The organism is Cronobacter sp. HA18006 (assembly GCF_011605445.1).
Classification (GTDB): Bacteria; Pseudomonadota; Gammaproteobacteria; order Enterobacterales; family Enterobacteriaceae; genus Cronobacter; species Cronobacter sakazakii.
Genome location: NZ_JAANQB010000023.1, coordinates 256,611 through 277,814, shown reverse-complemented (window position 1 = coordinate 277,814; position 21,204 = coordinate 256,611). Strand labels below are relative to the sequence as shown.

At 58.2% G+C, this 21,204-nt stretch carries 14 protein-coding genes and 1 pseudogene; 5 read left to right on the top strand and 10 right to left on the bottom strand.

The genetic code is table 11. From position 1 onward, the window contains the following. The first annotated feature begins 11 nt into the window (after positions 1-11). A pseudogene (gntX, locus tag G9X48_RS17610) lies at positions 12-687 on the top strand (DNA utilization protein GntX). A 58-nt stretch (positions 688-745) separates the two neighbouring features. Next, positions 746-1,321, top strand: coding sequence for a Fe-S biogenesis protein NfuA (gene nfuA / locus G9X48_RS17605; RefSeq protein ID WP_004386390.1), 576 nt, complete (start codon positions 746-748; stop codon positions 1,319-1,321). Between the two features lie 159 nt (positions 1,322-1,480). Here the strand turns inward: nfuA and cspA are convergent, their stop codons facing one another. From cspA to malP, 3 genes are all read right to left on the bottom strand, one after another. Next, on the bottom strand, positions 1,481-1,693 hold the full coding sequence (gene cspA / locus G9X48_RS17600; RefSeq protein ID WP_004386389.1) for an RNA chaperone/antiterminator CspA: 213 nt from the start codon (positions 1,691-1,693) through the stop codon (positions 1,481-1,483). Between the two features lie 270 nt (positions 1,694-1,963). Then, complete coding sequence (gene malQ, locus G9X48_RS17595; RefSeq protein WP_097641888.1) at positions 1,964-4,072, bottom strand: 4-alpha-glucanotransferase; 2,109 nt, start codon at positions 4,070-4,072, stop codon at positions 1,964-1,966. Positions 4,073-4,083: 11 nt separating this feature from the next. Then, positions 4,084-6,486: a maltodextrin phosphorylase gene (malP, locus tag G9X48_RS17590; RefSeq protein WP_085046192.1), complete on the bottom strand. Its 2,403-nt coding sequence runs from the start codon at positions 6,484-6,486 to the stop codon at positions 4,084-4,086. A 598-nt stretch (positions 6,487-7,084) separates the two neighbouring features. On the opposite strand from malP, the gene malT reads away from it, so the two are divergent. Further along, complete coding sequence (gene malT / locus G9X48_RS17585; RefSeq protein WP_085046193.1) at positions 7,085-9,790, top strand: HTH-type transcriptional regulator MalT; 2,706 nt, start codon at positions 7,085-7,087, stop codon at positions 9,788-9,790. A 149-nt stretch (positions 9,791-9,939) separates the two neighbouring features. Here malT and G9X48_RS17580 read toward each other — a convergent pair whose 3' ends face one another. From G9X48_RS17580 to glpE, 3 genes are all read right to left on the bottom strand, one after another. Continuing rightward, positions 9,940-10,698 (bottom strand): DeoR/GlpR family transcriptional regulator, encoded by a 759-nt coding sequence (locus tag G9X48_RS17580; protein WP_004388028.1) that lies wholly within the window; start codon positions 10,696-10,698, stop codon positions 9,940-9,942. Between the two features lie 25 nt (positions 10,699-10,723). After that, complete coding sequence (gene glpG / locus G9X48_RS17575; RefSeq protein WP_007899829.1) at positions 10,724-11,554, bottom strand: rhomboid family intramembrane serine protease GlpG; 831 nt, start codon at positions 11,552-11,554, stop codon at positions 10,724-10,726. A 75-nt stretch (positions 11,555-11,629) separates the two neighbouring features. After that, positions 11,630-11,959: a thiosulfate sulfurtransferase GlpE gene (gene glpE / locus G9X48_RS17570; RefSeq protein ID WP_004388026.1), complete on the bottom strand. Its 330-nt coding sequence runs from the start codon at positions 11,957-11,959 to the stop codon at positions 11,630-11,632. 222 nt (positions 11,960-12,181) lie between these two features. Here glpE and glpD point away from each other — a divergent pair, with 222 nt between their 5' ends. Together glpD and G9X48_RS17560 are read left to right on the top strand one after the other, a co-directional pair. After that, positions 12,182-13,699 (top strand): glycerol-3-phosphate dehydrogenase, encoded by a 1,518-nt coding sequence (glpD, locus tag G9X48_RS17565; RefSeq protein ID WP_004388025.1) that lies wholly within the window; start codon positions 12,182-12,184, stop codon positions 13,697-13,699. Positions 13,700-13,846: 147 nt separating this feature from the next. After that, positions 13,847-15,406 carry a sensor domain-containing diguanylate cyclase gene (locus tag G9X48_RS17560; RefSeq protein WP_097641886.1) on the top strand — a complete coding sequence of 520 codons (1,560 nt, stop codon included), beginning with the start codon at positions 13,847-13,849 and terminating at the stop codon, positions 15,404-15,406. On the opposite strand, the gene G9X48_RS17555 is transcribed toward G9X48_RS17560, so the two are convergent. The 4 genes from G9X48_RS17555 to glgC form a co-directional block, all read right to left on the bottom strand. Next, the gene (locus G9X48_RS17555) at positions 15,397-15,858 is read right to left on the bottom strand and encodes a hypothetical protein (RefSeq protein WP_097641885.1); all 462 of its coding nucleotides are present in this window, start codon (positions 15,856-15,858) and stop codon (positions 15,397-15,399) included. The two genes, G9X48_RS17560 and G9X48_RS17555, sit on opposite strands and share 10 nt — an antisense overlap. Positions 15,859-15,926: 68 nt before the next feature. Next, entirely contained in the window at positions 15,927-18,374 is a 2,448-nt protein-coding gene (gene glgP, locus G9X48_RS17550; RefSeq protein WP_012126372.1) for a glycogen phosphorylase, read from the bottom strand. Positions 18,375-18,386: 12 nt separating this feature from the next. Next, a complete protein-coding gene (gene glgA, locus G9X48_RS17545) occupies positions 18,387-19,820 on the bottom strand; it encodes a glycogen synthase GlgA (protein WP_004388021.1) in 1,434 nt (477 codons plus the stop codon). 98 nt (positions 19,821-19,918) lie between these two features. Further along, positions 19,919-21,202 (bottom strand): glucose-1-phosphate adenylyltransferase, encoded by a 1,284-nt coding sequence (glgC, locus tag G9X48_RS17540; RefSeq protein ID WP_004388020.1) that lies wholly within the window; start codon positions 21,200-21,202, stop codon positions 19,919-19,921. Between the last annotated feature and the right edge of the window lie 2 nt (positions 21,203-21,204).

Sequence of the window (21,204 nt, the reverse complement as noted above, 5' to 3'; positions counted from 1 at the left end):
AGGAGGTCGTCATGCTAACAATACCGGGGATGTGTTGGCTATGCCGGATGCCGCTGCGCGTGCCGGGATGGGGAGTTTGTTCGCGCTGCCAGCGGCGGCGGCAGGTGGCGGTGTGCCCACAGTGCGGCATGCCTGCCGCGCTTGAGACGCAACCATGCGGCCGCTGCCTGCAAAAACCGCCCGTCTGGCAACGGCTGCTCGCCGCGAGCGATTACGCGCCGCCGGTAAGCGGGCTGGTGCATCAGTTGAAATTTCAGGGACGCACCGCGCTTGCGCCCGCACTCGCCCGTTTGTTGCTGTTAAAAATCCTGGCGGCGAAACGCGCAGACGCCCTTCCCAAAGCGGATCTTATCATCAGCGTGCCACTGCACCGCACGCGCCTGGCGGCGTGGTTTTAACCAAAGCGCACTTATCGCCAGGGCGCTGTCACGCTGGCTTGGGATACGCTACGCGCCGGACGCGGTAGCGCGAATCAAAGCGGCTCCGCCCCAACGGCAGCTCAGCGCCCGGCAGCGGCGCAGCAACCTGAAAAACGCCTTCCGGGTTGAATTACCGGTGGCGGGTCTCCATATCGTTATTGTGGATGATGTCGTCACAACAGGGAGTACTGTTGCCCAAATCGCGCGCCTGCTTAAGCGCAACGGCGCGGCGACTGTCCAGGTATGGTGCCTGTGTCGAACCTTGTAGAGCCTCGATGATGGGCGTATTATAACCAACTAAAATAGTCAACTATTAGGCCATTGCTATGATCCGTATTTCCGATGCCGCCCAGGCACACTTTGCCAAGCTACTGGCAAGCCAGGAAGAAGGGACGCAGATCCGCGTATTCGTTATCAATCCAGGCACCCCGAATGCTGAATGCGGCGTGTCTTACTGCCCGCCCGACGCCGTGGAAGCTACGGATACCGCACTGAAATTCGACCTGCTCACCGCGTATGTCGACGAACTGAGCGCGCCGTATCTGGAAGATGCGGAAATCGATTTTGTGACCGACCAGCTGGGCTCGCAGCTCACGCTGAAAGCGCCTAACGCGAAAATGCGTAAAGTGGCGGATGACGCGCCGCTGATGGAGCGCGTGGAGTATATGCTGCAGTCGCAGATTAACCCGCAGCTGGCAGGCCACGGCGGTCGTGTCACGCTGATGGAAATCACCGACGAAGGCTACGCCATTTTGCAATTCGGCGGCGGCTGTAACGGCTGTTCTATGGTGGACGTGACCCTGAAAGAAGGTATCGAGAAGCAACTGCTGAACGAGTTCCCGGAACTCAAAGGCGTGCGCGATCTCACCGAACACCAGCGCGGCGAGCACTCTTACTACTAAGCGCTATCGCCCGCCATTAAAAAAGCCCGCTTTCAGCGGGCTTTTTTTTCGCGTATCCTCGGAATAAAAAAACCCGCACGAGGCGGGTTCTTTTTTGCGTCGATTTCACTGCTCAGGGCTGACCCGTCATCGCTGTCGGAAACCGCGCAGAGCGAGCGATTAGATGGCAGTTACGTTCGCAGCTGCCGGGCCTTTCGCGCCGCTTTCAACGGAGAAAGAGACCTTCTGGCCTTCTTCCAGGGTTTTGAAGCCGTTGTTCTGGATAGCGGAGAAGTGAACGAAAACGTCCTTGCTGCCGTTGTCCGGAGTGATGAAGCCGAAACCTTTTTCCGCGTTAAACCATTTTACTAAACCAGTCATTTTGTCAGACATGTTATCACCTTAAAAAATCATTGAGCCTTACGGCGTTGCGTGGCCTGCATAACAGAATTTACTTAGCGCTTATGGAGGAGACTCAAAAAGAAGGGATATCTTGGGATAACACTTGAAATGAGAACTGCTTTACTAAACTGCTTTTCGACGGGTCTGTCTCGCAAACCGAGGAGTGCATTAACGCATGATGGCTCACACAACGCAAGCTTTTTATTGCATCTGTGAAAAATAGTCGCCCCTGCGCGGTGTATGCGACGCAGGGGCGAGCGATTACTTACGTTTTGCTGGCTTACCCGCCGACGCGGCGCGGCGACGTTTATCCAGATCTTTAATCAACCGGTTCACGGTGTCATCAGCAAACATCGCTTCCAGCCCGACGGTGAGCTTGCGCCGCCAGTTTTTATACTGGTCGCTGGTGCCCGGCACGTTGACCGGCTGCGCCATATCCAGCCAGTCTTCCGGCTGCAGACCGAGCAGCGCGCTGTTGCTGTCGGCGATATAGCGCTGGAGCGCGCGGTTAAGCGTGGCGCCCATTTTCATGCGCGCGGCGTGATGCCCTGCGCGTTTCGGCAGGCAGCCATGCTGGTGCAGGCTCTCCAGCAGCCCCTGTTTGGCCCGCTCGCGATCGGCGAACAGTCCCTTTAACACCTCTTCGTCGGGATAAAGCCCGAGCGTTTTCCCAAGCGTTAAATCGCCGCTTTCCCAGTAGCCGCGCAGCGTCGGCAGATCGTGAGTGGTCGCGACCGCCATCGCCTGCGACGTCCAGCGCTTCGGCGCGCGGAAGCGGCTGCCGCCTTCGTTTTCAAAGTAGAGCACTTTGTACGAATAGACGCCGCTGTCGCGTAGCTTGCCGACGATTTCCGCCGGAACCGTACCGAGATCTTCGCCGATCACCATGCAGCGGTGGCGCTGGCTTTCGAGTGCGAGGATCGCCAGAAGATCGTCGACCGGATACTGCACATAAGCGCCTTTATCCGCCGTTTCGCCATAGGGGATCCACCACAGACGCAGCAGCGACATCACATGGTCGATGCGCAGTGCGCCGCAATTCGTCATGTTGGCGCGCAGCAGTTCGATAAACGGCTCGTAAGCGCGCGCCTGCATCACGTGCGGATCCATCGGCGGCAGGCCCCAGTTCTGACCGAGCGGCCCCAGAATATCCGGCGGCGCGCCAACCGATGCTTTCAGACAGTACAGCTCACGGTCGCACCAGGTTTCCGCGCCGCCTTCCGCCACGCCGACCGCCAGATCGCGATACAGCCCGATCGGCATACCGTGCGACTGACTGGTCTGCCAGCAGCGGGCAAACTGCTCATACGCGAGCCATTGCAGCCAGAGGTAGAAATCGACCTCATCAGCGCGGTTTTTACAAAACGCCTGCACTTCCGGGCTGCTGGTGTTCTGATACGCTTTCGGCCAGGCGGGCCAGCCCCAGCGCATCGGATCTTCCTGCGCCTGCCAGGCGTGGATGGCGTCGAACGCAGCCTGCCAGTAGAGGCTTTCGCCCGCGCGCGCCACGAAATCGCGAAACGCCACCACATCGTCATCATCCGGGCCACGCGTGGAGAAGCGCGCCCAGGCCATTTTCAGCGCGGTGAGCTTGAGCATGGTCACGGTCGAGTAATCGACCCACTGCGACTCGCGGGCCGCTTTCAGCGCCTGCTGGGTGGATTTAAGCTTCCACCACGCCTGCGCCTCATCGCTGCGCCGGAAATCCTCCACCGCGTTCACGTCGATATAGATAACGTTAAGCCAGCGGCGGGACGACGGGCTGTACGGGCTTGCGCTCTCCGGGTTCGCCGGATAGAGCGCGTGGATCGGGTTTAAACCGATAAACGCGCCGCCGCGCGGGCCCACTTCATTCAGCATCGCTTGCAGATCGCCGAAATCCCCAATGCCCCAGTTATTTTGCGAGCGCAGCGTATAAAGCTGGACGCAGGCGCCCCAGAGTTTTTTACCCTCACGCAGCGCCTGCGGCTCATAGCAGCGCTTCGGCGCGACAATAAGCCGGCAATGCCAGCGGCTGTCGTCACGCGTGAGCGTCAGCGTGTGATACCCCTCGTCAAGCTTTGCCGGGAGCGTCAGTGCCTCGCCGCCGCGCGCGTTGCCGCTGAACTGCTCGCCGGTTTCGCTGGTGAGCAGCCAGTGGTAATCGCCGCGGCCCTGCGGTGTTAACTGCATACGGCGGCTCTTTGCCACCACTTTTACCGGCGGCAGCGGCGATTTATCGGCCGCTTTCAGCGCGGCCTCCGGGTTCATCGCTTCCAGCAAACGCCGTTTGGTCTCAGCGCCAATCGCCTGCGGTTTGCCGTGCGCATTGATGTAGTTAGGGCTAATCCCCGCCGCAAGGGCGGAGGAGTCAAGGCGTTTGCTTTCCATGGCGGCTCCTTTTAGCGTTTTGCCTGCCAGATACGTTGCTGATAATCGCGGATGGAGCGGTCAGAGCTGAACATGCCGCAGCGCGCGGTGTTGAGGATTGCCGCACGAGTCCAGGCTTCCTGGTCGCGGTAGAGCACATCCACCTGCTTCTGGGCTTCAACATAGGCCGCGAAGTCCGCCATCACCAGGTACGGGTCGCCGCCCTGTTTCCCGAGGCTATGCAGCATCTGATCGAAGGCGTGTTTGTCGCCGTTTGCGTAGACGCCTTTTTCCAGCTCTTTGAGCACTTCATCCAGCAGTTTGTCTTTCTTGCGCCATTTCACCGGGTCATACCCTTTGGCTTTCAGCGCTTTCACTTCTTCAACCGTGTGACCGAAGATAAAAATGTTCTCTTCACCCACCTGCTCAGCAATCTCGACGTTCGCGCCATCCAGCGTGCCAACGGTAAGCGCGCCGTTGAGCGCAAGCTTCATGTTGCCGGTGCCGGATGCCTCTTTGCCGGCAGTTGAGATCTGCTCGGAGATATCCGCTGCCGGGATCATCATCTCGGCGACCGAGACGTTGTAATCCGGCAGGAAGACCACTTTCAGCTTATCGCCGACCTGCGGATCGTTATTCACCGCCTGCGCGACTTTGTTGATAGCGTAGATGATATTCTTCGCGAGGTAGTAACCCGGCGCGGCTTTTGCGCCAAACAGGAAGACGCGCGGCACGCGATCCGCCTTCGGGTTTTCGCGAATTTCTTTGTACAGCGCCAGGATGTGCAGCAGGTTGAGATGCTGGCGTTTGTACTCGTGCAGACGTTTGATCTGCACATCAAACAGCGCGTTCGGGTTGATTTCAATGCCGGTGCGGGCGTGAATATACGCCGCCAGACGCTGTTTATTTTCCTGCTTGATGGTGCGGTAAGCCTTGCGGAATGCCGCGTCGTCGGCATATTTCTCAAGGCCGGCCAGCGCGTCGAGATCGTTCACCCATTCTTTTTTCAGCGTTTTGTCGATAAGCGCGGCCAGCGCCGGGTTGCACTGTTTGATCCAGCGACGTGGCGTGATGCCGTTGGTCACGTTGTGGAATTTGTTCGGCCAGAGCTGGTGATATTCCGGGAACAGGTCTTTAACGACCAGATCGGAGTGCAGCGCCGCCACGCCGTTCACCGCAAAACCGCTCACCACGCAGAGATTCGCCATACGCACCTGGCCGTTGTGTACCACGGCAAGTTTCGCCCAGACCGCCTCGTCGCCAGGCCAGGTTTTCGTCACCAGTTTTTTAAAGCGCGTGTTGATCTCTTTGATTATCTGCATATGACGCGGCAGCAGCGTGCGGATCAGGCGCTCGTCCCAACACTCCAGCGCTTCCGGCATCAGAGTGTGGTTGGTGTAGGCAAAGGTGCGGCTGGTGATCGCCCAGGCGTCGTCCCAGCTCAGTTGATGCTCGTCGATAAGCACGCGCAGCAGCTCCGGGATGGCGATGGTCGGGTGCGTGTCGTTGAGCTGGATGACTTCGTGATCCGGCAGTTCAGCCAGTTTGCGGCCCGCCAGATGATGGCGGCGCAGAATATCGGCCACGGAACAGGCGCACTGGAAATATTGCTGCATCAGGCGCAGCTTTTTACCCGCCTGATGGTTGTCGTTCGGGTAGAGAACTTTAGTCAGTTTTTCCGCGTCGATGCCCTGCTGCTCGGCACGCAGGAAATCGCCGTCGTTAAATTTGGTCAGATCAAACGGATGGGCGTGCGTCGCCTGCCACAGACGCAGCGGCTGCGCCACGCTGTTACGATAGCCCACCACCGGCAGATCCCACGCTTCGCCGGTGATGATAAACCCTGGCACCCAGCGCGCGGTTTTTCCCTCTTTGACCACTTTCCCGCCGATGCCGACCTGCACATCCAGCGCCTCGTTATGGGTAAACCACGGGTAGCTGCGGCGGTGCCAGTCGTCTGGTGCTTCCATCTGCTTGCCGTCTTCAAAAGACTGGCGGAACAGACCGTACTGGTAGTTCAGTCCATAACCGGTCGCGGACTGTCCTACGGTCGCCATCGAATCCAGGAAGCAGGCCGCCAGACGCCCCAGACCACCGTTGCCAAGCGCCGGATCCGTTTCCTGCTCCAGCAGATCGCCCAGATGGATATTGTGGCTTTCCAGAATGCGGCTCACCTCATCGTGCCAGCCGAGATTGAGCAGGTTGTTGCCGGTCAGACGACCAATCAGGAATTCCATCGAGATGTAGTTCACGTGGCGCTGTTTCGCCTGCGGCTGATGCGCCGGGATCGCCACGAGCATGTCTGAGAGCGCGCCGCTGACCGCCTGCCACCACTGGCGCTGCGTCATTTCTTTGGCGCTGTGTAAACCAAAACGCTGCCACTGACGGGTCAGCGCAGCCTCGAATTCGGTCGGATTAAAGGTGGGCTGTGACATAGTAAATCGGAGTCCTGTAGCAAAAATAAGGAGAATTTTCGCTAGTTTGCCCCGCCCCCTGAGTGAATTCCTCCTCCTGCGCAGGATTAGCCAGGGAGGAGAAACGGGGAGTAGCAAAAACTGTGATCTACGGCACTAAAACCCCCACAAAAAGCGTTAAAACCTGCGGGAACATCTGCAAAACGTACCGCTTCACTCGATATATTCCCCTTGCGAGCATTCGAAAGCGGAAGCGCTGTTACAGTAGAAACGAATTCTCACTAAAAATAACGCTTCAGCTCCCTTCCGGCGCATTTTTACGGTGATTCTGCGCACAAAACCCACTGAAAATATGGCAGGTTTGCAAGGTTTACTGTGCCAGTGGCGAAATAAAACTCATCCACACCTTAACGCAAAGCCAGAGCCAACGGCCTTTGCAGGCGAACAGGGGTGAAATATTCACAGAAAAAATGGAAATGTGACAGAGTGCAACTTTAACGTGCCCAAAAAAGGACATAACTTGCATTCATGCTGATTCTGTCCGACCTTAATTTAGTATTAATTACGAAGCTCAAAAAAAATCGTCATCTCTTTGCCTCCTGCACAGTGAAGTGATCCTATGTTGATACCGTCTAAGTTAAGTCGCCCGGTTCGTCTTGAACACACTGTGGTTCGTGAACGTCTGCTGGCTAAATTATCCGGCGCTAGCAACTACCGGCTGGCGCTAATCACCAGCCCCGCCGGCTACGGAAAAACGACGTTAATTTCCCAGTGGGCCGCAGGTAAGACGGAGCTGGGCTGGTATTCGCTTGACGAAGGCGATAACCAACCGGAGCGCTTCGCCAGCTATCTTATCGCCGCTATTCAGCAGGCGACCGGTGGCCACTGTGCCAGCAGCGAAGTGATGGCCCAGAAACGCCAGTACGCGAGCCTCTCTTCCCTTTTTGCGCAGCTTTTCATCGAACTGGCGGACTGGCCGCGCCCGCTCTTTCTGGTGATTGATGATTACCATCTCATCACCAATCCGGTTATTCATGAGGCGATGCGCTTCTTCCTGCGCCATCAGCCCGATCATCTGACGCTGGTGGTGCTTTCACGCAACCTGCCGCAACTGGGTATCGCTAACCTGCGCGTGCGCGAGCAGTTGCTCGAAATCGGCAGCCAGCAGCTCGCCTTTACGCACCAGGAAGCGCGCCAGTTTTTCGACTGCCGCCTGAGCCAGCCCATCGAACCGTCGCAAAGCAACCGTCTTTGCGACGACGTCGCAGGCTGGGCCACCGCGCTGCAACTCATTGCGCTTTCGGCACGGCAGAATACCGGCGCGGTGCATCAGTCGGCGCGCCGGCTGGCAGGCATTAACGCCAGCCACCTGTCCGATTACCTTGTCGATGAAGTGCTGAATAACGTCGATAACGACACCCGTCAGTTTTTACTGAAAAGCGCCCTGCTGCGCTCAATGAACGACGCGCTGATTGCGCGCGTGACCGGCGAAGAAAATGGCCAGATGCGGCTGGAAGAGATCGAACGCCAGGGGCTGTTTTTGCAACGGATGGATGATTCCGGTGAATGGTTCAGCTATCACCCGCTGTTCGGTAGTTTTCTGCGTCAGCGCTGCCAGTGGGAGCTGTCGACCGAGCTGCCGGATATCCACCGCGCCGCGGCGGAGAGCTGGATGGCGCAGGGGTTCCCGAGCGAGGCGATTCACCACGCGCTCGCGGCGGGCGACGCCAGTATGCTGCGCGACATCCTGCTTAATCACGCCTGGGGGCTGTTCAACCACAGTGAACTCACTCTGCTGGAACAGTCTTTAAAAGCCCTGCCCTGGGAAAGCCTGCTGGCGAACCCGCGCCTCGTGCTGTTGCAGGCCTGGCTGATGCAAAGCCAGCACCGCTACAGCGAAGTCAACACCCTGCTGGCGCGCGCCGAGCAGGAGATGAAAGGCGAAATGGACGACACGCTGCATGGCGAATTCAACGCCCTGCGCGCGCAGGTGGCGATTAACGACGGCGACCCGGACGAAGCCGAGCGGCTGGCGATGGTCGCGCTGGAGACGCTGCCGCTGGCGAATTTCTACAGCCGCATCGTGGCGACATCCGTCCACGGCGAAGTGCTGCACTGCAAAGGCGATTTAACGAAATCGCTGTCGGTGATGCAGCAGACCGAGCTGATGGCGCGCCGTCACGATGTCTGGCACTACGCGCTCTGGAGCCTTATCCAGCAGAGCGAAATTCTCTTCGCCCAGGGCTTTTTGCAGGCGGCCTGGGAGACGCAGGAAAAAGCCTTTACGCTTATCCAGGAGCAGCATCTCGAACAGTTGCCCCTGCATGAATTCCTGCTGCGTATTCGCGCGCAGCTCTTGTGGGCCTGGGCGCGGCTGGATGAAGCGGAAGCCTGCGCGCGCACCGGAATGACCGTGCTCGCGAACTACCAGCCGCAGCAGCAGTTGCAGTGCCTGGCGCTGCTGGTGCAGTGCTCGCTGGCGCGCGGCGATCTCGACAACGCCCGCAGCCATCTGAACCGTCTCGAAAATCTGCTCGGTAACGGCCATTACCACAGCGACTGGGTTTCTAACGCCGACAAAGTGCGGGTAATTTACTGGCAGATGACGGGCGATAAAGCCGCCGCCGCGGCCTGGCTGCGTCAGACGCCTAAACCGGCCTTCGCCAATAACCATTTCCTGCAAAGCCAGTGGCGCAATATCGCGCGCGTTCAAATCCTGCTTGGCGATTACGAGCCCGCAGAGATGGTGCTTGAAGAGCTCAACGAAAACGCCCGCAGCCTGCGGCTGATGAGCGATATCAACCGCAACCTGCTGTTACTGAATCAGCTTTACTGGAATGCCGGTCGCAAAAGCGACGCCCAGCGCGTGCTGATGGAGGCGTTAACGCTGGCCAACCGCACCGGGTTTATCAGCCATTTCGTGATTGAAGGCGAAGCAATGGCGCAACAGTTGCGTCAGCTGTTGCAGCTCAATACGCTGCCGGAGATTGAACAGCATCGCGCGCAGCGCATTCTGCGCGACATTAACCAGCATCATCGCCATAAATTCGCGCATTTTGACGAGAACTTCGTTAATAAGCTGCTGAATCACCCTGAAGTGCCGGAGTTGATCCGCACCAGCCCGCTGACCCAACGCGAATGGCAGGTGCTGGGGCTTATCTACTCCGGTTACAGCAACGATCAGATTGCCGGTGAGCTTGATGTGGCGGCGACCACGATTAAAACGCATATCCGCAATTTGTATCAGAAGCTTGGTGTGGCGCACCGTCAGGACGCCGTACAGCACGCCCAGCAGTTGTTGAAGATGATGGGGTATGGGGTTTAGGGTGAGCAGTAATCCACGTTAATGGTGGGTGCGCTGCGCTTACCCACCCTACAAAAATCGGCATGAGCTACACCGTAGGGCGGGTAAGCGAGGCGCACCCGCCATTCCATCAACAACCACACCGCAAACCCCACGTCACCGCAAAGGCATTAACACAATTCTAACTGCACCTTATTGGCGGTAATCACCTGCATCACACCGGCGGGCGGCATGGTATCGGTATAAACCGCGTCCACAAGGCTGATACTGCCTAAATTCACCATCGCGTTGCGGCCAAACTTGGAGTGATCCACCACCAGCATCACGTGGCGCGAGTTCTCGATAATCGCGCGCTTGGTGCGCACTTCGTGATAATCGAACTCCAGCAGCGAGCCGTCGCTGTCGATGCCGCTGATACCCAGAATGCCGAAATCGAGCCGGAACTGAGAGATAAAATCGAGCGTCGCCTCACCGATAATCCCGCCGTCGCGGCTGCGCAGCTCGCCGCCCGCCAGAATGATACGGAAATCGTCCTTCACCATCAGCGTATTCGCCACGTTCAGGTTATTGGTCACGATGCGCAGATTCTCATGATTCAACAGCGCGTGCGCCACCGCCTCCGGCGTGGTGCCGATATCGATAAACAGCGTTGCGCCGTTGGGGATCTGGCTTGCCACTTTATAGGCGATACGCTCTTTTTCCGCCGTCTGGGTCGCCTTGCGGTCATGCCAGGAGGTATTGACCGAGCTTGACGGTAACGCCGCGCCGCCGTGGTGGCGCAGGATCATATTTTGTTCTGCGAGATCGTTGAGGTCGCGACGGATGGTTTGCGGGCTGACGGCAAACTGCTCCACCAGCTCTTCGGTACTCACATAGCCCTGTTTTTTTACCAGTTCAATAATGGCATCGTGACGTTGTGTTTGCTTCACACCCTTCTCCTGACGTGTTGCCGTATTATTTTCGTTTTCGCGCATGCAGGGTATCTGTCATGGCCATCGCCAGGCCAATCAGCATCCCCGCCACCAGATCGGCATTCGCCGTCTTGTTGCCAAACAGCCCCAGGCCGCCGATAGCGAGCCACAGCAGCATAAACACCAGAATGCCGCGAGGCAGATAAAGCCCGCTTTCCGGCTCGCGTTCGCCGCGCAGCCAGACATAGCCCACCAGCGCATAGACCACGCCGCCGAGGCCGCCGAACCACGGGCCGGCAATCTGATACTGGATAACGCCGCCCACCAGCGCCGTCACCAGCGTTAGCGTCAGCAGTTTACCGCTGCCGACGCTACGCTCCAGCGGACCGGCAAGATACCACCACCATAGCAGATTGAAGATCAGGCTCAGCAGGGAAAAGTGCAACAGCAGCGGGCTGACATAGCGCCAGAGTTGAAATTTGAGAGAGGGATCGAACGGCCATGCAAGCCAGACGGCCACTTGCGGAGAACCAATGATGCTCATCGCGAGATACGCCACGACGCACAGCGCCATCATGCCAAGCGTCAGCGGGCCTGCGTGGGCGCGCACGCTCGCCATAAACGGATACGAGCGATAGCGCAAACCGGCGTTCAGTTGCCCCGTCTGCCAGCTCGCGGAGAGATAGCGCGGATCGCCGGGGTGCGCGAGAAAATAGCTCAGCTCCGCTTTGACCCTTTCCGCCTGCGCCTCATCGGCAAGCCAGATATCCCAGGTGTCATGCCGCTGGATTTCCAGTATCACGCCCTGGGTGGCCATATAATCAACAAACGCCTGTGCAAGACGCGGGTTGTCAAACGAGTTAATCATCAACATAGCAAGTCGTTCTTTTCAGAAAGGTATCTCCACATGAGGCAAACAGTATACCTGCGAACGACGCGCAGACGATGCTTAACTCTCGCCGTGCGCCACTTCCGCCGGGAAATGGCGATGCCAGGCGTCGAAACCGCCGTCCACGCTGTAGACCTGGTCATAGCCCTGGTGAAGCAGATACTGCGCCGCTCCTTTGCTGCTATTGCCGTGATAGCACATCACCAGCACCGGCACGTCGAAATCGGTCTGCTGCATAAAGGCGGGCAGCGTGGCGTTGGTTAAATGAAACGCGCCAGGCGTGTGGCCCATCGCATAACTTTGCGGATCGCGAATATCCACCAGCACGGCGTTCCCCTGCTGCAGTTTCTGGTGCGCTTCTTCGACATTAATACATTCAAACTGATCCATGGTGCTCTCTTTCATCTTTAAAGGGGGCGTAAGGCTGGCCACCCGCGCGAGGCGCTATGCCGATAATAACGTAAGTGTAAGGCTTCCTCCGTCTGTAACGCCATAATGTTATTCACATCACACGGAAATGTTTTTTTGTTGTTATCAAAAGCGCGTTTGTTTGCTATTATGAGCGATAACGAACATTTATGAGCTTTAACGAAAGTGCGTGAGGGCAGCAGCATGGAAACCAAAGATCTGATTGTGATAGGTGGGGGCATCAACGGTGCCGGTATCGCGGCAGACGCCGCAGGGCGTGGACTCTCTGTGCTGATGCTGGAAGCGCAGGATCTGGCGTGCGCCACTTCTTCCGCCAGCTCCAAGTTGATCCACGGCGGGCTGCGCTATCTGGAACATTACGAGTTCCGTCTGGTCAGCGAAGCGCTGGCAGAACGTGAAGTGCTGCTGAAAATGGCGCCGCACATCGCGTTCCCGATGCGCTTTCGTCTGCCGCACCGCCCGCATCTTCGCCCGGCGTGGATGATCCGCACCGGTCTGTTTATGTACGATCACCTCGGCAAACGCACCAGTCTGCCGGGTTCCACCGGTTTGCGTTTTGGTTCGGATTCCGTGCTGAAGCCGGAAATCGTGCGCGGTTTCGAATATTCCGACTGCTGGGTGGATGACGCGCGTCTGGTGCTCGCAAATGCCCAGATGGTTGTTAAAAAAGGCGGCGAAGTGCTGACTCGCACCCGCGCCACCTCCGCGCGTCGCGAAAACGGCATGTGGATCGTGGAAGCGGAAGATATCGATACCGGCGAAACCTACACCTGGCAGGCGCGCGGCTTAGTGAACGCCACCGGCCCGTGGGTGAAAAACTTCTTCGATGACGGCCTGAAACTGAAATCGCCTTATGGTATCCGCCTGATCAAAGGCAGCCATATCGTCGTGCCGCGCGTGCATAACCAGAAACAGGCTTACATCCTGCAAAACGAAGATAAGCGTATCGTGTTTGTTATCCCGTGGATGGATGAGTTCTCGATAATCGGCACTACCGACGTCGAATATAAAGGCGACCCGAAAGAAGTGGCGATCGACGAATCCGAAATCAGCTATCTGCTCAAAGTCTATAACGCGCACTTCAAAAAACAGCTTGCCCGTGATGACGTGGTCTGGACTTACTCCGGCGTGCGTCCACTGTGCGATGACGAATCGGATTCGCCGCAGGCGATCACGCGTGATTACACGCTCGATATTCACGATGAGAACGGCAAAGCGCCGCTGCTGTCGGTCTTCGGCGGTAAACTCACGACGTACCGTAAGCTTGCCGAACACGCGATGGAAAAACTGTCGTCCTATTACAGCAATATCGGCCCGGCGTGGACCCGCAACGCCGTGCTGCCGGGTGGTGCTTTCCAGGGCGAGCGCGACGACTACGCCGCACAACTGCGTCGTCGTTACCCGTTCATCAGTGAAACGCTGGCGCGCCACTACGCGCGTACCTACGGCAGTAACAGCGAGCTGATTCTGGGCGATGCTGCAGATATCCACGCGCTTGGCGAACACTTCGGCCATGAGTTTTACGAAGCGGAACTGCGCTATCTGGTCGAGCACGAATGGGTGCGCCGTCTGGATGACGCCATCTGGCGTCGTACCAAACTCGGCATGTGGCTCAACGGTGAAGAACAGTCGCGCGTAGCGCAGTGGCTCACTGAAAACGTCGGCAAAAAAGCCAATGTGAAGCTGTCGCTGGCGTCGTAACCCCTTCCCCTTTCGCGGCCGTGTCTTCTCCTGCGCGGCCGCGTCTTTTTATCTGCTAACTCCCCGCATTAACGTGTATTTCTGTCGCTACAATTAATAACATCGTATTACTATGGGTTATTAAACCCCCTCTCAGGAGAGCGCCGCTTGCGCAAGGCAACATCCCGTTCGCCGGATGCCGTAATGCTGGCTTTTTTACTGCTGATTTCGCTGCTGGTGATGGCGGTCAGCGGCGGATCGCTGTGGCAATCGTGGCGACACAGTGTCGAGGAGACAGAGCGTCAGGCGCGTAACCAGGCAATTTCGCTGGCGCGGCAGGCAGAAGATACGTTTTTCCAGGTTCAGTTGACGCTGGATGATCTCTCGCGGCGTGCGGACGATATTTTCCTGCAGCCTGCCGAATGGAACGGCCCGCGCGGCCTGCTCGCCCAACAACAGCGCCAGCTGACGCAACTGCAGGGGTTGTTTGTCTACGACACCCGCGGCGACTGGCTCGCCACCTCGGCGAGCGGCTTTCCGGCGCAGGCGAACAGCGCCGACCGCGACTATTTCATCTGGCACAGCCAGCACAGCGACACCGGCATACGCATCGGCCATGTGATCCGCAGCCGTGCTACGGGGGAACTGGTGGTGCCCGTTTCGATGCGGCTGAATACCCCGGAAGGCCGCTTTCGCGGCGTGTTACTGGCAACGGTGAAACTCGACTATTTCCGCCAGTTTTATGGCTATTACGAAATGGGGCCAGGCGACACGTTGGGGATCACCTTCACCGACAGCACAGTGCTGTATGTGCGCCCTTTCCCCGATTCCTATATTAACCGCACCCTCTCCTCCAGCCCGCTGTTTACGCGGATGCTGAAAATCGCCCCGACCGGTGGCGGTGCCTGGAAATCGGCTATCGACGGCGTGCCGCGCATTTTCGGTTACGCCACGCTTGCGCGTTATCCGCTGGTGGTGTCGGCCGGTTATGACGTCGATGAGCTTCGCGCCGCCTGGTGGCGTAACAATATTCCGACACTGGCGCTTAACGCCGTGCTGCTTGGTGTGGTGTTGGTATTCGGCGTGCTGGTTTTGCGCCAGATCCGCGCCAGCCTGCGCTATCAACGCGAGCTTATTGTGCTGCGTGACGATCTCACGCGCTCTAATCATATTCTTCAGGATCTGGCGCTGCTGGATGGCTTAACCGGGCTGCCTAATCGTCGCCAGTTCGATATCTATCTGGAACAATGTATGACGCGCGCGCAGGCAACCGGCGCGCCGGTGTCACTGGTGATGTGCGATATCGACTATTTTAAAAGCTACAACGACACGCTGGGCCATGTGGCGGGCGATGAGTGCCTGAAAGCGGTGGGTGAAATTCTGCATCATCTGCCGCTGCACAAATCTGACAGAGTGGCGCGCTACGGCGGCGAAGAGTTTGCCATTATTCTGCCGGGTGCGAACGCACATGCTGCTGAACAGGTGGCGATGCGCGCGCTTCAGGCGATTCAGCAGGCCCGGCTGGCGCATCCGGCGACGCCGATGGTGGAGAAAGTACTGACGATTAGCGCTGGCACCGCCACGATGACAGGTGACGACGCCAACGCCGAGACGCTGAAAAACCAGGCCGACGAGGCGCTTTATCAGGCCAAACGCGCGGGCCGCAACTGCGTGGTGGGTGCCACAGGCGTAAGCCACACGCCGCTGGCCACACCCTATCACGCGTGACGGGCGCGGCGGCGTCCGTAATAAAATCCGGCAAGTAAGGATGCCTGTGCGGCGGCGGGCAGCCACAGCGGCCATACAAAGAAAACGTCCTTCGCGAGCAGCCAGACGTATGCGCTCGGGAGCCAACCGGCAAAGAATAGCGCCCCCCGCGGCGCGTCTGGCAAAAACGCCGCCCTGGTACTGAACACGGCGGCACACAGCAGATACCAGACAAGCACCGCCCAGAACACCCGCGCGCTGTCGGGGCGTCGTGTCGCCTGGTGTTTGCCAAGCAGCGCCAGCGACACGCCTTGCAGCACCAGCAGTACGGCGATACCGATGTTCGCTGAGGCATATGTGCGCATCACGCCTGAAAGCGCGAAATCCGCCACCGCGCCGTATACCTGAGCCAGTAGTGGCGCGCCTGCCAGCGAGACGAGCAGCGCGCCCGCCCATGTTGTTTTCTTCGTCATCCTTGCCTTTCGCACCCATAAAAAAACCAGAGCGTCGCCACTCTGGTTGTGTTGATAACGCGTCGATCTTACAGGCGTACAGGCGTGATGTGCCAGATATTTTCCGCGTACTCCTGAATGGTGCGGTCTGAGGAGAAGTAGCCCATGTTCGCGATGTTATGCATCGCGCGGGTTGTCCATACTTCCGGCTGCAGATAAAGCTCGTCCACCTTCTCCTGACAATCCACGTAGCTGCGGTAATCCGCCAGCACCTGATAGTGATCGCCAAAGTTAATCAGCGAATCCACCAGATCGCGGTAGCGGCCCGGCTCTTCAGGGCTGAACACGCCGGTCGCTATCTGGGTCAGTACCTGGCGTAACTCTTCATCCTTCTCGTAGTAATCGCGCGGGTTATAGCCTGCGCGACGCAGCGCTTCCACTTCATCCGCCGTGTTACCAAAGATGAAAATGTTCTCTTCGCCGACATGCTCCTGCATCTCTACGTTCGCGCCATCGAGCGTGCCGATGGTCAGCGCGCCGTTGAGCGCAAACTTCATGTTACTGGTGCCGGACGCCTCAGTACCCGCGAGAGAAATCTGCTCCGAGAGATCGGCTGCCGGAATGATGAGCTGCGCAAGGCTGACGCTGTAGTTCGGGATAAACACCACTTTCAGGCGATCCTTCACGTCCGCGTCGTTGTTGATGACTTTTGCCACATCGTTGATCAGGTGAATAATATGCTTCGCCATGTAATACGCCGAGGCGGCTTTACCGGCGAAAATATTCACCCGCGGCACCCACTCCAGATCCGGATCGGCTTTGATGCGGTTATAGCGCGTAATGACGTGCAGCACGTTCATGAGCTGACGCTTGTACTCGTGAATACGCTTGATCTGCACGTCAAAGAGCGCTTTCGGGTTGACCACGACATTGAGATGCTGCGCGATGTAAATCGCCAGACGCTTTTTGTTCTCAAGCTTGGCTTCGCGCACCTGCTGGTTCACCGTCGGGTAGTCGATGTGCTGTTCCAGTTCGCTCAGCTGGCTGAGATCGGTGCGCCAAGTGCGCCCGATATTCTCATCCAGCACGTCGGAGAGCGACGGGTTCGCCAGCGCCAGCCAGCGGCGCGGCGTCACGCCGTTGGTGACGTTCAAAAAGCGCATCGGGAAGATGTTGGCGAAATCGGCAAACAGCGACTGGACCATCAGGTTCGAGTGCAGTTCAGACACGCCATTCACCTTGTGGCTGATAATGACCGCAAGCCAGGCCATACGCACGCGACGCCCGCCCGACTCGTCGATAATCGACACGCGGCTTAAGAGCCCGGTATCGTTCGGGTATTGCTCCTGAATGGTACGCAGGAAGTAATCATTAATTTCAAAAATGATCTGCAGATGGCGCGGCAGGATCTTGCCGAGCATATCCACAGGCCAGGTCTCCAGCGCCTCGCTCATCAGCGTATGGTTGGTGTAGGAGAATACCTGACAGGTTACTTCGAACGCTTCATCCCAGCTGAACTTATGCTCGTCGATAAGCAGGCGCATCAGCTCCGGAATCGACAATACCGGGTGGGTGTCGTTCAGGTGAATCGCCACTTTCTGCGCCAGGTTGGCGTAGGTTTTATGCAGCATATAGTGGCGGTTTAAGATGTCCTGCACCGTCGCGGAGACCAGGAAATACTCCTGCCGCAGACGCAGCTCGCGCCCGGAATAGGTGGAGTCATCCGGGTAAAGGACGCGCGACACGTTCTCGGAGTGGTTTTTATCTTCCACCGCCGCAAAGTAGTCGCCCTGGTTGAACTTACCGAGGTTAATCGCGCTACTGGCCTGCGCGCTCCAGAGCCGCAGCGTGTTGGTGGCGTCGGTGTCGTAGCCGGGAACGATCTGGTCAGAGGCGACCGCGATAATCTCTTCGGTTTCAACCCAGCGGGTCTTTTTGCCTTCCTGCTGAATACGCCCGCCGAAACGCACTTTATAACGCGTGTTGTGGCGCTGGAACTCCCACGGGTTGCCATATTCCAGCCAGTAGTCCGGCGATTCTTTCTGACGCCCGTCAACGATGTTCTGCTTAAACATGCCGTAGTCGTAGCGAATGCCGTAGCCGCGGCCCGGCAGGCCGAGCGTCGCCAGCGAATCCAGGAAACAGGCCGCAAGACGCCCCAGGCCGCCGTTGCCAAGGCCGGGGTCGTTTTCTTCGTCGATGAGTTCTTCCAGGCTCAGGCCCATCCCCTCCAGCGCGTCCCGTACATCTTCATAGATGCCAAGCGACAACAGGGCGTTTGAGAGCGTGCGGCCAATCAGAAACTCCATCGACAGATAGTAAACCTGTCGCACTTCCTGCGAGAGTTGGGCGCGAGTGGAGCGCAGCCAGCGCTCCACCATGCGATCGCGCACCGCAAACAGCGTGGCGTTCAGCCACTCATGTTTGTTAGCGATGGCCGGATCTTTACCGATGGTGAACATCAGCTTGTAAGCGATAGAGTGTTTTAACGCCTCCACGCTCAGGGTTGGCGACGCATAGCTAAAGGGTTCATTCATCGACGTGTTCCTTTACAACAAGCGTTGATAAAGTTCGCGGTAGGATTTCGCCGCGACCTGCCAGCTAAAGTCCATCCCCATCGCCTGACGCTGCACAAAGCGCCAGAGGGACGGACGGGACCACAATACGAAAGCGCGCCGGATAGCCCGCAGCAGCGACCAGGCGTTGCTGTCTTCAAAGACAAAACCGCTGGCGATGCCGTCCGCCAGGTTCTCCAGCGAGCTGTCGGAAACGGTATCCGCAAGCCCACCGGTGCGGCGCACCAGCGGCAGCGTGCCATATTTCAGGCCGTAGAGCTGCGTTAACCCACACGGCTCAAAGCGGCTCGGCACTAAAATCACATCCGCGCCGCCCATAATGCGGTGCGAGAACGCCTCATGATAGCCAATCTGCACGCCGACCTGGCCCGGGTGTTCCGCCGCGGCGGCGAGGAACCCTTCCTGAAGCACCGGATCGCCTGCGCCCAGCAGCGCCAGTTGTCCGCCCTGCTCCAGCAGGCCCGGCAGCGCCTCCAGCACCAGATCCAGCCCTTTCTGGCTGGTGAGGCGGCTGACCACCGCGAACAGCGGCACTTTGTCATTCACCTTCAGGCCCATCGCAATCTGCAACTGCCGCTTGTTCTCCGCTTTCTCTTCCAGCGTATCGCGGGTGTAGCGCGAGGCCAGCAGCAGATCGTGCGCCGGGTTCCAGATGTTCTCATCGACGCCGTTCAGAATCCCTGACAGCCGCCCTTCGCTGTGGCGCTGTTTCAGCAGCCCTTCCAGGCCATAGGCAAACTGCGGCTCGGTGATTTCGCGCGCGTAGGTCGGGCTGACCGCCGTAATATGATCGGCATAATAGAGGCCCGCCTTGAGGAACGAAATCTCGCCGTTGAACTCCAGCCCATTCATATTAAACATCGACCATGGCAATCCGATTTCATCCATGTGATGCGCATAAAACATGCCTTTATAGGCGAGGTTATGCACGGTAAACACGGATTTCGCCGGACGCCCGCGCGCTGCCAGATACGCAGGCGTCAGGCCCGCATGCCAGTCATGCGCGTGAACGATATCAGGCCGCCAGAACGGATCGAGCCCGGCCGCCATCTCGCTGCCCACCCAACCCAGCAGGGCGAAGCGAATCACGTTGTCGGCGTAGGCGTAAAGGTTAGTGTCGTGATAAGGGCTACCCGGACGATCATAGAGATGCGGCGCATCGATAAGATAGATGCCGACGCCGTTGAAGTGTCCGTATAACAAAGAGATACGCCCGGCGAAGGTGTCACGACGCGTAATCACTTTGGCATCCGCGACCCCGCGACGGAGATCGGGGAAGCCTGGCAGTAGCACGCGCGTATCCACCCCTTCGGCAATCTGCGCAGCAGGCAACGCGCCAAGGACATCCGCCAGACCACCCGTTTTCAGTAGCGGAAAAAGTTCAGAACATACATGTAAGACCTGCATTATCTCTCCCGTTGAAAGTCACAGCGCAACAGGCGCGCCGAACGCGAAACCATCGCGCGCGGAAATTCTCGTCCGTGCGCACATAATCCTTGTGCGACTCAGGCTGACAAACGCGCCAGCATGTCGCGGGTCACCAAAACAATTCCCTCTTCGGAGCGGTAGAAACGGCGAGCATCCTCTTCGGCGTTTTCGCCAATCACCATTCCTTCAGGGATAACACAGGCCCGGTCGATGATGCAGCGACGCAGGCGGCAGGAGCGGCCAACCCAGACATCAGGCAGCAGCACCGCAGAATCAATATTGCAAAACGAGTTCACGCGCACGCGCGGGAACAGCACCGACTGCACCACCACCGATCCGGAAATTATGCAGCCGCCGGAGACCAGCGAGTTCAGCGTCATGCCGTGGCTGCCGGAGCGGTCCTGCACGAACTTGGCAGGCGGCAACGACTCCATGTGCGTACGAATCGGCCAGTCCTGGTCATACATATCCAGCTCCGGCGTCACCGAGGCGAGATCGAGATTCGCCTTCCAGTACGCCTCAAGCGTCCCCACGTCGCGCCAGTACGGCTCGGCGTTCGGATCGGACTGCACGCATGAAAGCGGGAACGGATGCGCGTAGGCTTCGCCGCTGTACGTCACTTTCGGGATAATGTCTTTCCCGAAGTCATGGCTGGAGGATTCGTTTTTGTCATCCTCTTCCAGCAACTCATAAAGATAGTCGGCATCAAAAATATAGATGCCCATACTGGCGAGCGCTTTAGTATCGTCGCCTGGCATTGAAGGCGGGTTGGCGGGTTTTTCCACGAAGTCGATGACTTTGCTGTTCTCATCGACCGCCATGACCCCAAATGCACGTGCTTCCGCCACCGGTACCGGCAGACAGGCCACGGTGCAGCGCGCGCCTTTTTCGACATGGTCGATAAGCATGCGCGAGTAGTCCTGCTTGTAGATGTGATCGCCCGCGAGGATGACCACATACTCCGCTTTGTAGCGGCGAATGATGTCGAGGTTCTGAGTCACGGCATCCGCGGTGCCGCGATACCAGGTTTCGCCGTGTACGCGCTGCTGGGCGGGCAGAAGGTCGACGAATTCATTCATCTCTTCACTGAAGAACGACCAGCCGCGCTGGATGTGCTGCACCAGCGTGTGCGACTGATACTGCGTGATAACCCCGATGCGCCGAATGCCCGAGTTAATGCAGTTCGACAGCGCGAAGTCGATAATGCGGAATTTACCGCCGAAATGAACGGCGGGCTTGGCGCGGGTCGCGGTCAAGTCTTTCAACCGCGTGCCGCGGCCCCCAGCCAGAATCAGCGCCACGGATTTCAACGGCAACTGCCTTGCCAGCATCAACGGATCTTTCTTTTCAAGCCTGACCATGA

Coding starts and splice junctions, on each gene's coding strand:
- cspA (WP_004386389.1), bottom strand. CDS start 1,693: ATGTCTGACAAAATGACTGGTTTAGTAAAATGGTTTAACGCGGAAAAA.
- glpE (WP_004388026.1), bottom strand. CDS start 11,959: ATGGATCAGTTTGAATGTATTAATGTCGAAGAAGCGCACCAGAAACTG.
- glpG (WP_007899829.1), bottom strand. CDS start 11,554: ATGTTGATGATTAACTCGTTTGACAACCCGCGTCTTGCACAGGCGTTT.
- glpD (WP_004388025.1), top strand. CDS start 12,182: ATGGAAACCAAAGATCTGATTGTGATAGGTGGGGGCATCAACGGTGCC.
- glgA (WP_004388021.1), bottom strand. CDS start 19,820: ATGCAGGTCTTACATGTATGTTCTGAACTTTTTCCGCTACTGAAAACG.
- malT (WP_085046193.1), top strand. CDS start 7,085: ATGTTGATACCGTCTAAGTTAAGTCGCCCGGTTCGTCTTGAACACACT.
- malQ (WP_097641888.1), bottom strand. CDS start 4,072: ATGGAAAGCAAACGCCTTGACTCCTCCGCCCTTGCGGCGGGGATTAGC.
- glgC (WP_004388020.1), bottom strand. CDS start 21,202: ATGGTCAGGCTTGAAAAGAAAGATCCGTTGATGCTGGCAAGGCAGTTG.
- nfuA (WP_004386390.1), top strand. CDS start 746: ATGATCCGTATTTCCGATGCCGCCCAGGCACACTTTGCCAAGCTACTG.
- G9X48_RS17555 (WP_097641885.1), bottom strand. CDS start 15,858: ATGACGAAGAAAACAACATGGGCGGGCGCGCTGCTCGTCTCGCTGGCA.
- malP (WP_085046192.1), bottom strand. CDS start 6,486: ATGTCACAGCCCACCTTTAATCCGACCGAATTCGAGGCTGCGCTGACC.
- glgP (WP_012126372.1), bottom strand. CDS start 18,374: ATGAATGAACCCTTTAGCTATGCGTCGCCAACCCTGAGCGTGGAGGCG.